Source organism: Streptomyces sp. NPDC012510 (assembly GCF_042955065.1).
GTDB lineage: Bacteria > Actinomycetota > Actinomycetes > Streptomycetales > Streptomycetaceae > Streptomyces.
The window spans coordinates 151,839-164,439 of sequence record NZ_JBIBEN010000018.1 but is presented as its reverse complement, the minus strand read 5'-3'; the positions used below and the strand labels follow the sequence as shown (position 1 = coordinate 164,439).

The following is a 12,601-nucleotide window of genomic DNA, read 5'->3' as shown; positions in this document are numbered from 1 at the left end:
CCCAGCCACGGCTGGGGGCTGCTGCCGCTCAGCCCTCGGGCATCATCGACGAGTGGTGGTTCACGATCTTCCACACGCCGTTCCGCTTCTCGTACTCGTAGGTGTAACGGGCGTCGACCCGCCTCTTCTCACCGGTCTTCGGATCGGTGAGGATGAAGTAGTACGAGCCGGTGTCGATCGCGGAGTTGCCGTCCAGGACGTTGATGATCGTCTTGGTCTTCTTGCCGACCGGCTTGTTCTCCAGGAAGTGGTCGAAGTAGTCCACGATCCCGGCGCGGTCGGTGCGGATCTTGTTGGAGACCGTCGGCAGGAGCACCGCGTCCTTCGCGTAGCGGTCCGCCACCTTCTCGGAGTCGCCGGTCCGCAGCGTCTTGTTCCAGCCGTCGAAGAGCGCCGCGATCTCCTTCTTGGAGGGCTTCTTCGGCGCGGCCTCGGCCCCGGCCATGCTGACTCCGGCGGTGACCGTGCCGGCGGTGACCAGTGCGGTGGCGGTGACGATGGCGGCGCGTATGCGGTTCTTGCGGGTCATCGCGATCTCCCGTGCGAGTGTGGGGTGTTACTGCCTCCGCTTGTTGTGCGGTGGAAGTGACTCAAGATTCGCGCGGAGCCGGTTAGGGGCCGTGCAGCGGACATCCAGGACCGGGGCAAGATCCGTACAAGGTCTTTCGGCGGGGGACAGGGCAGCGGGTCAGCGCACGGCTCGTGGTCGGAGCCGAGCAGACGTTCGTAGTCGGCCGGCATCCGGGTCCGCAGGTCCAGGGCCCGGTCGAGGTCTCCCGTGAGCGAGCAGGCCACCGCAAGGGTTTCCCTCGCCGCGTTGGTCTCCACATCGTCCGGGCCGAAAGCGCGCAGCGCGGCGACGAGCGCACGCTCGCACAGCGGCACGGCGCGCCGGGGGTCGCTCATCACTCATCCGAGCCGTTGTCTGAAAGGCCGTGCAGGGGAACGGAGTCACCGCTCACCGCAGTGACGGCCGCGTTCACCGGGGTAGCAGACTGCCATGAGCGAAGTGCTGCTGACTGAGACTTTCCGTAGTGCGTCGGGGGCCGTGCGGTGGGGCAGGGTCGGGGAAGCGGGGCAGGACCCGGTCGTGCTCTGTCACGGCACCCCCTTCTCCTCGTATGTCTGGCGCGGCATCGCCCAGGCGCTGGCCGACACCGACCGGTACGAGGTGTTCGTGTGGGACATGCCCGGCTACGGGGAGTCGGACATGCACGCCGGTCAGGACGTCTCCTTGGCCGCCCAGGGAAGGGTTTTCGTCGAGTTGCTGACGGAGTGGGGTCTGCGGGAACCCGTCGTGGTGGCCCATGACTTCGGTGGAGCCGTCTCCCTGCGGGCCCATCTGTTGCACGGGGCCCGCTACCGCGCGCTCGCCCTCGTCGACCCCGTGGCGCTCGCCCCCTGGGGTTCCCCGTCGTTCCGGTTGCTCGGCCGGCACGCCGACGTCTTCGCACAGCTACCGCCCGCTCTGCACCAAGCCCTCGTACGGGAGTACGTGAGTTCCGCCAGCGGTCCCGGACTGCACCCGACGGTCCTCGACCGGCTCGTCCGGCCGTGGCTCGGCGAACTCGGGCAGCCCGCCTTCTACCGGCAGATCGCCCAGGCGGACCAGACCCACACGGACGAGATCCAGGGGCGGTACGGGGAGATCGGCATCCCGGCGCTGGTGTGCTGGGGCGAGGACGACGGCTGGATCCCCCTGGCGAAGGGACGGGAGCTGGCCGGCCGTATCCCGGGTGCGCGGTTCGAGCCGATCGCGGGCGCGGGGCACCTCGTGCAGGAGGACGCCCCCGCCGAACTCACCGCCGTACTGATGGACTTCCTCACGGAACAGTCGAACGGTACGGAGCAGTCGAACGGTACGGAACAGTCGGACGGTCAGGGCTTTTCTGTCGGGCCCTAAAGCGTTCCCAGCGCCGGTGCGAAGGCGATGAGGAGAGGGAGGAGTGCGAGGAGCGCGGCGGCGGTCGTGGTCGCCGCGCGACGGGTGCGGTCCAAGCGGGGCGGGGGTTCCAGGAGGCGCTCCACCCGGTCGCCCAGCAGGCGGCGGGTGTTGGCACAACTCAACACGCCACGGTGCTGGTTGAGTTCGATGAGGGCGAGGGCCGTGGTGAGGTGGCCGCAGCGGCGCGACGCCGTGTCGTCGGCGGCCAGTTCGACGAGGCGGTGGGTCTGGTCGGCGAAGTGGGCGAAGAGGGGGATGCGCGGGAAGCCCGTGGCGAGCGCGGTGGACAGGTGAAGCAGCCAGTCGTGGCGGGCTCGGGCGTGACCCAGCTCATGGGCGAGCACGGCGTCGAGCTGACGGTCGCTCAACTTGCCCAACGCACCCGTGGTGACGACCAGTTGAGGCCGGGCACCCGGCATGAGCCAGGCGTCCGGGTACTCGTCCTCCAGGACCAGCAACGGCCCCTTCGTCTGCGGCAGGCCCGCCGGGAGGTCCGGGGCGCGTTCCCGCAGATGCGCCCGGCGGAGCTGACGCCGGCGCCGGGCCTCGACCAGCTCCCGGGCGAGCATCGCACCGCTCCACGCGGCGCCACAGGCCAGGAGCAGGGTGAGCACGGCCGTCCAGGGCGGGGCCGCGGTGAGGTCGTACGCGGCGGTCACGGCCGGGGGCGCGGGCGCGAAGGCGTGCGTGCGGACGGTCTCGAACACCGCCGCCGCGCCCAGCACCAGCGCCGCGAGGCAGCTCAGCAGGGCCGCCGCCACCAGACACTGCCATGCCCACAGCGCAACCACGGGTTCCCGCTCGGGCCACCCGGCCCTCAGCAGAGCACGGGGGCCCAGCACTGCGGCGGTCAGGGCCACGGCGATGAGAAGGAGCAGGAGAACGGTCACGTCTCTGGGTCCGGTTCCTGGTCGAGGGGCGGGCGGGGGCGTGCAGGGGGTGCGAGGGCCGTGCGAGGCCACCGTCGTACGACGGTGCCTACGCTACCGCCGGTACTCGCGCTTTCCAGTCGCTCGGCGAACCGGGACGCACATGCTTTCCGCCGGCTCTCCGTCGTACCGGGCGCCGGGACGTACGTACTTTCCGCCGGCTCTCAGTTGCCCGTGGACGCCGTACCGATGTCCCCGCCCGCGGCGATGGCACCCTGGCCGGAGGCGTTCACACCGCCGGAAGGCGGGGGCGGGGGCGAGGCCGGGGACGCGGGTGGGGTCGCCGGTGGGGTCGCCTGCGGCAGCGGCGCCCCGCCCGTCGACGCCGCCCCGATGTTGCCGCCCGCCGCGATCGCCCCGGCGCCGGAGGCGCGCACACGGCTGGAGGGCCCGGCCGGGGGCGGGGCGGGGGCCGGGTTCGGAACCGGTGGTGGCGTCGGCGCGACAGTGGCCACGCCCGTCGACGCGGCCCCGATGTTGCCACCCGCCGCGATCGCCCCGGCGCCGGACGCCTCGACGCCCGGGTCGGGCGGGGGCGGGGTGGGCGTCGTCGGTGAGGAGTCGGTCAACCGGGCGACCAGGGCGAGCGCGATGCCGACGAGGGCGGCCACTCCGCCCGCCACGCTCGCCCAGGGGTCGGCGGCATCGACGTCCAGCACCGCACCCACGACCAGTCCCACCGCACCGGCCGCGCAGAGACCGATTCCCGTCCACAGCAACACCGTTGACCGGTTGCCGTTCTGTCCCGCCCACCCCATGGTCATGCCGACATCTTCCCGCCCCGAGCCGTTGATCACTCCTCGTGACGGGACAGGGATGCCAACCTGTGACGGTCAGGCGTCTCACCGGCGAGTGGCGCCTCACGCCCGGGCGGAACGCCTCCGGACGGAACGCCCCCGGACGGAACGCTCCCGGACGGAACGCCCCCGCTACGGGGCCAGTGGCCGCGCTTCTCCACCCGCGGGTTCGCCCTCCGCGTGCTCCTGCGCCACCGTGAACATCGCCTTGAACATACCGAACATCAAGGTCGCCACCGGGTGCTCCTCGCCCAGGGCGGAGAACATCTCCGTGAGCAGACGGACCGCCGGCTCGGCGTAACGTTCGTCCTGGGCGAACATGTACGTCTGCACCAGGGCGAGCCGGGCCAGCATGGTCTCGGGGTGGTCGTCGGCGAGCACGCGCAGACACGTCTCCAGGTTGCGCTCCGCCTCCGCCACGTCCTCCTCCGTGGCCGGAGCGGGGAGGGCCGGTTCCCGCGACTCGATCTCCGCGGCCAGGTCGCGCATCACACCGACCAGGGCCTCCTGCCCGTCCTGGGAAGCGGCGAGGACCCTGGCCATCAAGGTGCCCGAGACCGATAGCACCGGGAGGACGGCCTGGCGCGCCAGCAGGATGGCCAGCCCTTTGGCGGCGAGGGTCTCCGGGTGCTCGTCGCCCAGCGCGCGCACGCAGTCGCCGACCAGCTCCTCGACCATCTCGCGCGCCCGCGTCAGGTCCCCGCCCTCGGCCGCGTTCGCGATCAGCTTCTCCCGTGCCGCGAAGGTGCGGGGATGGTCCTCGCCGAACACACGGACACTCCCCGCGAGGATCTCCTCGGCCAGTCGCGACGCCCGCTCCGAGTCCCCCTCCAGATTGACGGCGTGGTACATGTTCACCCGGGCCGAGAGCGTGATCTCGTGCTCGGCGCCCAGGACACGCTCACAGTCCGCCAGGGCCCGCTCGGCGGCCTCGACCTCCTGCTCGGTGTGGAACATCACGCGGCGGGCCTGGACGAGCAGGGTGCGCACGTCCAGGGTCTCCTCGGTGTCGGGGCCGTGCAGCCGTACACAGGCGGCCTCGGCACGCTCCAGGAGGTCGGCCGCACGGAGGGCGAGCCGCATTCCGGCGGTGAGCATGAAGTCTGCGGTCCGTATCAGCAGCCGGGCCCTCACCGCCGAGTCCTCGTCGGGCCGGGTGTGTTCGGCCAGCTTCTCCACGTGCGGCAGCAGCATCCGCATGACCGGCCACGCCGAGGTGTCCTCGACGTCCGGGGGCAACGCATCCGCCAACGCCTCGGCCGCCGCCGCCCGCGCCTGTTCGATGGCCTCCGGGTGCCGGTGCCGGTCGGCGGGGTCCTCCGTACGGGAGACCGCCTGCACCAGGGGGTGCACGGACACGGTGTCCCCGGACAGCGTGATCATGCTGTGCGCGGCGAGTCGGCCGAGCGCCCCGCGTACGGCGGGCCGGGTGCCGAGGGAGGAGAGGAGGGAGCGCGGGATGCCGTCGGGGGCGTACCAGGCGAGCATCAGCAGGATGCGTACGGTCAGCCGGTCGTCGGCGAGACGGTCGAGGGTGACGTGCCAGACACGGGCGACGGTGCGTTCGTGGTCGCGGCTCTCGTCCTTCGCCGCGTACATCTCGACCGGGTGGACCGCGAGGTCGTCCAGGTACACGCGGGCGGTGCAGTCGGTCTCCTGGCAGTACGCCGCCGCCTGGGCCACCGCGAGCGGGAGGCGGCCCAGTTCCGCACAGAGTTCGGGGGCGTCCGGGTCCTCGCCGCGGATCCGGGTGAAGAGGTCCACCGCCTCCTGGTCCGACAGCACGTCCAGGGGCACCGCCTCGGCGATGCCGACCCATCCCGTCGACTGCCGGCTGGTCATCAGGAAGCGTCCCGAACGCGCCCTGGACAGCAGGTGGTTGACATCGCCCGGAGCGGTGACGTTGTCGAGGACGAGAAGCCAGCCGGTGTGGGAGGTGAGCCAGCGCAGAGCCCACTCGGCCAGCTGTTCCTGGGGCAGCAGGGCGGCCAGCGAGTGCTGCAGGGCGCGGACGAGGTCGGCGAGGCCCGCCTCGATCGCCGCCCGGCTGTCGGCCGTGATCCACCAGACGGGGGCGTGCGCCGCGCTGTAGTCGGAGGCCCAGCGGGCGGCCAACGTGGACTTCCCGATACCGCCGAGACCGTGCAGTACATGGGCGAGCGCCTGGCCGGGAACCGCCGACGCCTCCTCCAGGGCGGCGAGTTCCCGGCCCCGGCCGACGAACAGCGGCGCCCGGGAAGGGAGGTTCGTCAGCTCCGGCGGGCAGTCGACCGACTCGGCCGGTGGACACGCGTGCGGCGCCAGCACCCCGACGCTGTTGATGTGCAGGCCCACCGAACCGGCACCGGTGAACGCCTGCGCGATGTTCCCACCGGCGGCGATGGCGTCCGCGCCGGAGGCCTCCACGCCGGGCCGATCCTCGAACAAGGCACTCATACGTCACATGATGACCGCCCGTGGCGTGCATCGTCATGCGTACGGCGGGAGTTGGCCGCGTCGCTTTCCGGCGGGTGGGCGGCTACTTCACCTTCCGCAGGCCCAACGGGCGCGCGATCTCCTCCGCCATGACCTTGCCTGCCTCGAACTCCAGGGTCTCGTCGCCCATGAGTTCCTGGTCGGTGTCGAGGCCGTCGAGTTCGGCGAGCGGCTGGTTCAGGCGGACGTGGGCGACCAGGGACTGCAGGGCACGGAGGGTGGCGGAGGCGGTGGAGCCCCAGTTGGAGAAGTAGGAGAACTGCCACCACCACAGGGCCTCGGTGGTGCGGCCCGCGCGGTAGTGGACCATGCCGTGGCGCAGGTCGGCGATGACGTCAGCGAGGTCGTCGGAGATCCGGGCCGGGACCGGCGCCTTGCGCGGCTCGTAGGGGTCGAAGACCTCGGAGTAGACGTCGACCGGGTCGAGCATCACGGCGAGGCGTTCGCGCAGCTCGTCCACGTCCGGCTCGAAACCCGGGTCGGGCTCGTAGCGCTCGTCCGGCACGATGTCCTCGTGCGCGCCGAGGCGGCCGCCGGCCAGCAGCAGCTGGGAGACCTCCAGCAGCAGGAACGGGACGGCCGAGTCCGGCTCGTCGCCCTTGGCCACCTCGGTGACGGCGACCAGGAAACTCTCGATCTGGTCCGCGATCTGGACCGCGAAGTCGTCCGGGTTCTGGCCGGTCGCGTGCAGCGTGGCGTCAGACATCCAGCAATCGTCTCCCCTCGAAGGCGCGGCCGAGGGTCACCTCGTCCGCGTATTCCAGGTCGCCACCCACAGGGAGGCCGCTGGCCAGGCGGGTGACCTTGAGGCCCATCGGTTTGATCATGCGGGCGAGGTACGTGGCCGTTGCCTCGCCTTCGAGATTCGGGTCCGTGGCCAGGATCAGTTCGGTGACCGTACCGTCCGCCAGGCGGGCCAGCAGCTCCCGTATGCGCAGGTCGTCGGGGCCGACGCCCTCGATGGGGCTGATCGCGCCGCCGAGGACGTGGTACCGGCCCCGGAACTCACGGGTGCGCTCGATCGCGACGACGTCCTTCGGCTCCTCGACGACACAGATGACCGACGGGTCACGGCGCGGGTCGCGGCAGATGTTGCACAGCTCCTCCTGCGCCACGTTCCCGCAGGTCGCGCAGAAACGGACCTTCGCCTTCACTTCGAGGAGGGCCTGCGCGAGCCGCCGTACGTCCGTCGGCTCCGCCTGCAGGATGTGGAAGGCGATCCGCTGCGCGCTCTTGGGACCGACGCCGGGCAGCCGCCCCAGTTCGTCGATGAGGTCCTGGACCACGCCTTCGTACACGGACTGCCGTCCTTCCTGGTGTCTTTCAGTACGTACCGTAGTCGGCCGCCGCCGGTCCGAGGAAGGCGGTGCGGGGCACGGATGGGTTCCAAAGGGGGCGCGGAGCAGTTCGGAGGTTTCCGGAGTGCGGTCGCGCCGGGGGCGCGGGGCGCTCGTCCGAACAGGCCGGCGCGGGGGCGCTCAGAAGGGCAGACCGGGGATGCCCATGCCACCGCCGCCGAGGCCCTGGGCGAGGGGGCCCAGTTTCTGCTGCTGGAGGGTCTGGGCGTTCTCGTTGGCCGCCTGGACGGCCGCGAGGATCAGATCGGCGAGGGTCTCGGTGTCCTCCGGGTCCACCGCCTTGGGGTCGATCTTCAGGGCGCGCAGTTCGCCGGAGCCGGTGACGGTGGCCTTCACCAGGCCGCCGCCCGCCTGACCCTCGACCTCCGTCTGCGCGAGCTCCTCCTGTGCCCTCGCCAGGTCCTGCTGCATCTTCTGGGCCTGCTGGAGCAGCTGCTGCATGTTGGGCTGGCCACCACCGGGGATCACGTTCAGCTCCCTCGTACGAGTACTTGCGGAGGCCCGCGGGGACGGTTCTACGGACACCCCGGTGGACCTTCTTGCGGTCGCAACGAGCCTACGTGTTCGTCACGGCCTCTGCCGCGCCACTCTTTCGAGTGAGTCGGCGGGGATTCGTATATCCGATCAAGGGCATCTTCCAGGGGATAAGCGGTGAAAACGCCATCTTCGCCACCCATTGGGCGGTAGGAAGGGTCCGGCCGCGTCAGGGTGGTGCGTGAGCGCCGTACGTACGTAGGGAGTGCCGGGTGAGCCAGCCGGAGATGCAGCCCGAGGGGGGACCCCAGGACGGGCGGGGTGAGGGGTCCGGGCTGTGGGCGGACCCGTGGGCGTCGTCGGCCGCGCCGTGGGCGGGGAATCTGGCCGGGCGGCCGTTCCCGCAGGGCGACTGGGGGGCGCCGGCGGAGCGGCTGGAGGAGCTGTACCAGTGGGTCGAGCGCGCGGCTCTGGAGACCGCCGCGTGGTATCTCGCGGACCGGGTGTGGAAACGGCTGGCGGCGCGGGCGCTGCGCGTCGGGGCGGCGGCCGGGGCACTCGTCGGGGCCGCGCTGCCGCTCCTCGACCTCACCGGCGTGCTGGACGGGGCGGCGGCCTGGGGGTATCTCGCCCTTCTGTCCTGCGTCGCGTGCGTCGCGGTGGATCGGTTCTTCGGGGTCACCTCCGGGTGGATGCGGGATGTCGCCACGGCCCAGGCGGTGCAGCGGCGCCTCCAGGTGCTGCGGTTCGACTGGGCGTCCGAGAGCGCCCGGGAGGTGCTGGGGCCGGCCGAGGGCACGGCCGGGGAGGCGGCCGAGCGGTGCCTGGGGGTGCTGCGGCGGTTCTGCGAGGACATCACGGAGCTGGTGCGGGCCGAGACGGCGGACTGGATGGTGGAGTTCCGGACCGGGGCCGCACCGCTGGGGATCCAGACGGGCGGCGCGACCTCCCGCCCCGAGGGAGGCCCCAACGGCCGGGTGCCGATGCCACCGGGGGCACGACCGAACATGCCCCGACAACGGCCGCCGGAGGCGCGGTGACCGGAGGGTGTCGGGGCGGCCTCGCGCACACCACACCCCGATCAGTGCGTTCAGCCCTTTCGTGATAGGTGCGAATTGTGCAATATCGGGAGAATCCGGACATCGCGGAGCCGCGTGAGGAGTCCTCCCTGGACCGCTCGCTGCTGGCCTCGGTCGTCACCGATCCCGGGCACCTGCCCGAAACCCTCGCCGGCTTCGCCGTCCGCCACATTGGTCCGGCCGTGCCCGAAGCGGTCGACCGGCTTCGGCGGAACCACCCCGACGCCACCGAGGCGGAGCTCCGGACCCGAGTGATCGCTCGCGGCCGACGGGCCGTCGTATCGGAGGGTTCCCTGGTGGGTGGCCCCTTCGTCGTGCTCATCCCCGTCGCGTTCTGCGCGGCGCTGCTCCGCCAGGCCCGTACAGTCCTCGAACTGGCCGCCCTCGGCGGCCGCGACCCCACGGCGAGCGACCGCGCCGGCGAACTCCTCGTACTCCAGGGCGTCTACGAGACCACCCGGCAGGCGCGGGACGCCCTCGACCGGACCGGACGCGCCGCCGAGGCACCCGCGCGCTGGAGACGCTGGGCGGCCCTGTGGAGGGTCACCCTGCGCATGGCCCACTTCCTCGGCGTGCTCGCACCGGGCGACGAGGGCCAGGACGCGGGCCCCCGCGCACGCCGGGGCGCCGTTCAGGCCTGGCGGTGGCTGCTCCTCGGCGTGGTCTTCCTGGTCGGGCTCGTCGCCCCCCTCGTCTGGCTCCCGTACATGGCGGTGGTCTACCGGCGCGCCGACGCCCGCCTGGCGGGCCGTGTCCTCGCCTACTACTCCGCCGACACCACACCCGCGCCGCGCCACCGGATCTCCCGCCTCGAACCGGAGGCGACGGCGACCGCCCTCCGCGCGCTCCTCTCCCTCCTGGTACCGCTCGCCCTGACCACTGCGACCTTCCTGACCGGCCTGCGCATCGCCGGCAGCCGTTGGCCGGTCCTGGGCATCGCCCTGGCCACGGCCTCCACCGTGGTCGGCGCGCTCTGGTACTGGCGCCGCCACCGGCGCGCTCGGCCGCCCGCAGTCGACTGAGGGGACCTTCCGGCGGCCGCGAGCGAGTCCTTCCAGCGGCTGAGGACGCCCCCGACGCGACGGCATGACCGACAGGCCGGACGGCGGACAGGCCCGCCAGGGCGCCCGGCGGCTCGGTGAGCGCCCTGCCTGGCGGCTCAGTCGGACTTCGCGTACGTCACCGACTTGCCCGCCGTGTCCACGCGCCGTAGTCGGCCGTCGGGCAGGAGGGTGACCGTGGTGGCGGCGCCCGGGGAGCAGGACTCTGCCGGTTCGCCCTGGGTGACGGTGGAGGGGCCGATCTCCAGAGGGCCGCCGTCGGCCGGGTCCTCCGTCAGCGCCCCCTCGAACACGCAGTGGTACGTGCCGCCCCCTTCGAGCGGGCCGTCCGCCGTGAGGGTGAGCACGGTGTCGCCGACCTCGCCCTGGCGGAGGACGAGTGCGCGGGTGTCCGCGCCGTCGGAGCCGTCGAGGGTGGCGTTCCAGGTGCCCAGGAACTTCTCCGGGATGGTGCCGGAGTCCGGCGACTCGGTGGCCTCGTCCGGGGACGCCCCCGCGTCCGTCGGCTCGGGGGTCGTGGGGCCCGGTGTCTCCGGCGCGCTCGTCTTCGTGCCGCCCTTCGCGTCGTTCTCCTTGCCGCCCTCCTCCCCCTTCATCAGCGCGTACACCGACCCGCCGGCGCCGAGCGCGACCACCAGCGCGACGGCGACGAGCAGTACCGAGGCACGATGGTTGCGGCGCGGCTCCTCCGGCTGTCCGCCGCCGAGACCGTAGACGGGGTTCGGCCCGTACGGCAGGGTCGAGCCGAGGCCGGGCCCGAAGCCCCCGTCCCCGGGCCCTTGCCCGTACGAGCCGTACGGCGGCTGTGGCGCGCTCTGTGGATAGCCGTACCCGTAGCCGGAGCCGGAGGCGGGGGCCGCGCCGGGCTGCCGGGTCTGCTGCGGGAAGCCGTACCCGGCGGGCGCCGGCCCGGGCGGGGCGCTCGGCAGAGGCGGCTGCGCCCCCGCCGCGGCGATCTCGGTCGGCATCCGATCCAGCGACGCCGCGCCCGGTGTCCCCGGCGGAGGCGGTACGGTCCCGCCGGGCGCGCGCTCGGGCGGGTTCCCGGCGGCGCCGGACGGGTTCTCCGGGCCACCGCCGTACGAGGAGGCGGGAGCACCGGACGGACCCGCCGGGCCACCGCCGTACGCAGCCACGGGAGTACCGGCCGGGTACGCGGGCGAGGACGCGGGCGGGGACGCGGGCGGACCTGCGGGAGCGGGCGGGGTCACGGAAGCGGCGGCGGCCGGCTGGACAGGATCAGACGCCCCTGAGCGACCGCCTTCCGCCGAACCACCTGGCGCACCCGCGCCCCCGAGCGCACCCGGACCTGCCGAAGCCGCCGCACGCCCGGCGGCCCCCGGCACCCCTGGGGCCCCCGGTGTGCCTGAGCCCCCCGTCCCCTCGGACTCCTCCGGATCCTCCGCGTCCAGCAACCGCACCGCGTGCCGCCCCAGTTGCGCCACCAGCGCGCTCGGCAGCCACGGATCCCTCGACCGCCCCGCGAAGACCGTGTCCTCCGCGCCCGTGCGCTGGAGGATCTGCGCGAGGGTCGGGCGGGCGGCGGGGTCCTTTCTCAGGCAGTCGCGGACCAGGTCATGGAGGCCCTCCGGCAGGCCGTCGAGGTCGGGCTCCTCCTCGGCAATGCGGAACATCAGCGCGTGGACACCGGAGTTGGCGGCGCCGAAGGGCATGGTGCCGGTGGCGGCGTAGGAGAGGACGGAGCCGAGGCAGAAGACGTCGCAGGCGGGGGTGATGCGGTCGCCCCGTACCTGCTCGGGCGCCATGAAGCCCGGCGATCCGACGAGCGCCCCGGTGCGGGTGAGGCCGCCGTCCGCGACGGTCTCCAGCGCCCGCGCGATGCCGAAGTCGATGACGCGCGGTCCGTCGATGGTCACCAGCACGTTGGACGGCTTGAGGTCGCGGTGGATGAGCCCGGCCGCGTGGATGTCCTCCAGCGCGTGGGCGAGGCCGGCGGCGAGGGTCCGTACGGTCCGCTCGGGCAGCGCCCCGTGTTCACGCCCGACCACGGCCTGCAGCGACGGCCCGGCGACATACCCGGTGGCGACCCACGGAATGACCGCCTCGGTGTCCGCGTCCAGCACCGGCGCGGTCCAGTACCCGCCCACCTGCCGCGCGGCCCGCACCTCCTGCCGGAAGCGGGCCCGGAACTCCTCCTGCTCCGCCAGCTCCTTGCGGACGAGCTTGACGGCGACGGTTCGGCCCCGGTCGGACCGGGCCAGGTACACGTTCCCCATCCCGCCGGCACCCAGCCGCGCGAGCAGCCGGTACGCCCCGATCCGCTGTGGATCCCCCGGCCCGAGCTTCTCCATGGCCACCGTCCCCGTCGTCCCCGTGCGATCCCCTACGCGTACGTGTACGCCTACGTACGGGTACGTCCACTAAGCCTTCTAAGCGGCCAACGTCGCGTACGTGCGCAACGGACCGATCGTAGTGCGGCCGGACGGGGAGTCGGACGGACCGGCGTCTACGGTTCCGTAACA

The 12,601-nt window shown here is 72.7% G+C and carries 11 protein-coding genes; 3 read left to right on the top strand and 8 right to left on the bottom strand.

The window, feature by feature from the left end:
* Positions 1–28 precede the first annotated feature (28 nt).
* Positions 29–529, bottom strand: coding sequence for an SgcJ/EcaC family oxidoreductase (locus ACFY9I_RS30105; RefSeq protein WP_391007237.1), 501 nt, complete (start codon positions 527–529; stop codon positions 29–31).
* 471 nt (positions 530–1,000) lie between these two features.
* On the opposite strand from ACFY9I_RS30105, the gene ACFY9I_RS30100 reads away from it, so the two are divergent.
* Positions 1,001–1,903, top strand: a complete 903-nt coding sequence (locus ACFY9I_RS30100; protein WP_391007235.1) for an alpha/beta fold hydrolase — start codon at positions 1,001–1,003, stop codon at positions 1,901–1,903.
* Here the strand turns inward: ACFY9I_RS30100 and ACFY9I_RS30095 are convergent.
* From ACFY9I_RS30095 to ACFY9I_RS30070, 6 genes are all read right to left on the bottom strand, one after another.
* Positions 1,900–2,835: a M48 family metalloprotease gene (locus tag ACFY9I_RS30095; protein ID WP_391007234.1), complete on the bottom strand. Its 936-nt coding sequence runs from the start codon at positions 2,833–2,835 to the stop codon at positions 1,900–1,902. The two genes, ACFY9I_RS30100 and ACFY9I_RS30095, sit on opposite strands and share 4 nt — an antisense overlap.
* 203 nt (positions 2,836–3,038) lie before the next feature.
* Positions 3,039–3,638: a hypothetical protein gene (locus tag ACFY9I_RS30090; protein WP_391007232.1), complete on the bottom strand. Its 600-nt coding sequence runs from the start codon at positions 3,636–3,638 to the stop codon at positions 3,039–3,041.
* Between the two features lie 165 nt (positions 3,639–3,803).
* A complete protein-coding gene (locus tag ACFY9I_RS30085; protein WP_391007230.1) occupies positions 3,804–6,107 on the bottom strand; it encodes an NB-ARC domain-containing protein in 2,304 nt (767 codons plus the stop codon).
* Between the two features lie 82 nt (positions 6,108–6,189).
* Positions 6,190–6,852, bottom strand: coding sequence for a DUF5063 domain-containing protein (locus ACFY9I_RS30080; RefSeq protein WP_391007228.1), 663 nt, complete (start codon positions 6,850–6,852; stop codon positions 6,190–6,192).
* Complete coding sequence (gene recR / locus ACFY9I_RS30075; protein WP_053664569.1) at positions 6,845–7,444, bottom strand: recombination mediator RecR; 600 nt, start codon at positions 7,442–7,444, stop codon at positions 6,845–6,847. Before recR ends, ACFY9I_RS30080 begins: the two co-directional genes overlap by 8 nt.
* A 180-nt stretch (positions 7,445–7,624) precedes the next feature.
* Positions 7,625–7,972, bottom strand: a complete 348-nt coding sequence (locus ACFY9I_RS30070) for a YbaB/EbfC family nucleoid-associated protein (protein WP_391007226.1) — start codon at positions 7,970–7,972, stop codon at positions 7,625–7,627.
* 278 nt (positions 7,973–8,250) lie between these two features.
* Between ACFY9I_RS30070 and ACFY9I_RS30065 the strand changes: the two genes are divergently transcribed.
* Both ACFY9I_RS30065 and ACFY9I_RS30060 read left to right on the top strand, forming a co-directional pair.
* The gene (locus tag ACFY9I_RS30065) at positions 8,251–9,018 is read left to right on the top strand and encodes an SLATT domain-containing protein (protein ID WP_391007224.1); all 768 of its coding nucleotides are present in this window, start codon (positions 8,251–8,253) and stop codon (positions 9,016–9,018) included.
* Between the two features lie 77 nt (positions 9,019–9,095).
* Complete coding sequence (locus tag ACFY9I_RS30060; RefSeq protein WP_391007223.1) at positions 9,096–10,079, top strand: hypothetical protein; 984 nt, start codon at positions 9,096–9,098, stop codon at positions 10,077–10,079.
* A 137-nt stretch (positions 10,080–10,216) separates the two neighbouring features.
* Here the strand turns inward: ACFY9I_RS30060 and ACFY9I_RS30055 are convergent, their stop codons facing one another.
* Positions 10,217–12,430 carry a protein kinase gene (locus ACFY9I_RS30055; RefSeq protein ID WP_391007221.1) on the bottom strand — a complete coding sequence of 738 codons (2,214 nt, stop codon included), beginning with the start codon at positions 12,428–12,430 and terminating at the stop codon, positions 10,217–10,219.
* Positions 12,431–12,601 lie beyond the last annotated feature (171 nt).

Coding starts and splice junctions, on each gene's coding strand:
- ACFY9I_RS30105 (WP_391007237.1), bottom strand. CDS start 529: ATGACCCGCAAGAACCGCATACGCGCCGCCATCGTCACCGCCACCGCA.
- ACFY9I_RS30100 (WP_391007235.1), top strand. CDS start 1,001: ATGAGCGAAGTGCTGCTGACTGAGACTTTCCGTAGTGCGTCGGGGGCC.
- ACFY9I_RS30090 (WP_391007232.1), bottom strand. CDS start 3,638: ATGACCATGGGGTGGGCGGGACAGAACGGCAACCGGTCAACGGTGTTG.
- ACFY9I_RS30085 (WP_391007230.1), bottom strand. CDS start 6,107: ATGAGTGCCTTGTTCGAGGATCGGCCCGGCGTGGAGGCCTCCGGCGCG.
- ACFY9I_RS30080 (WP_391007228.1), bottom strand. CDS start 6,852: ATGTCTGACGCCACGCTGCACGCGACCGGCCAGAACCCGGACGACTTC.
- ACFY9I_RS30055 (WP_391007221.1), bottom strand. CDS start 12,430: ATGGAGAAGCTCGGGCCGGGGGATCCACAGCGGATCGGGGCGTACCGG.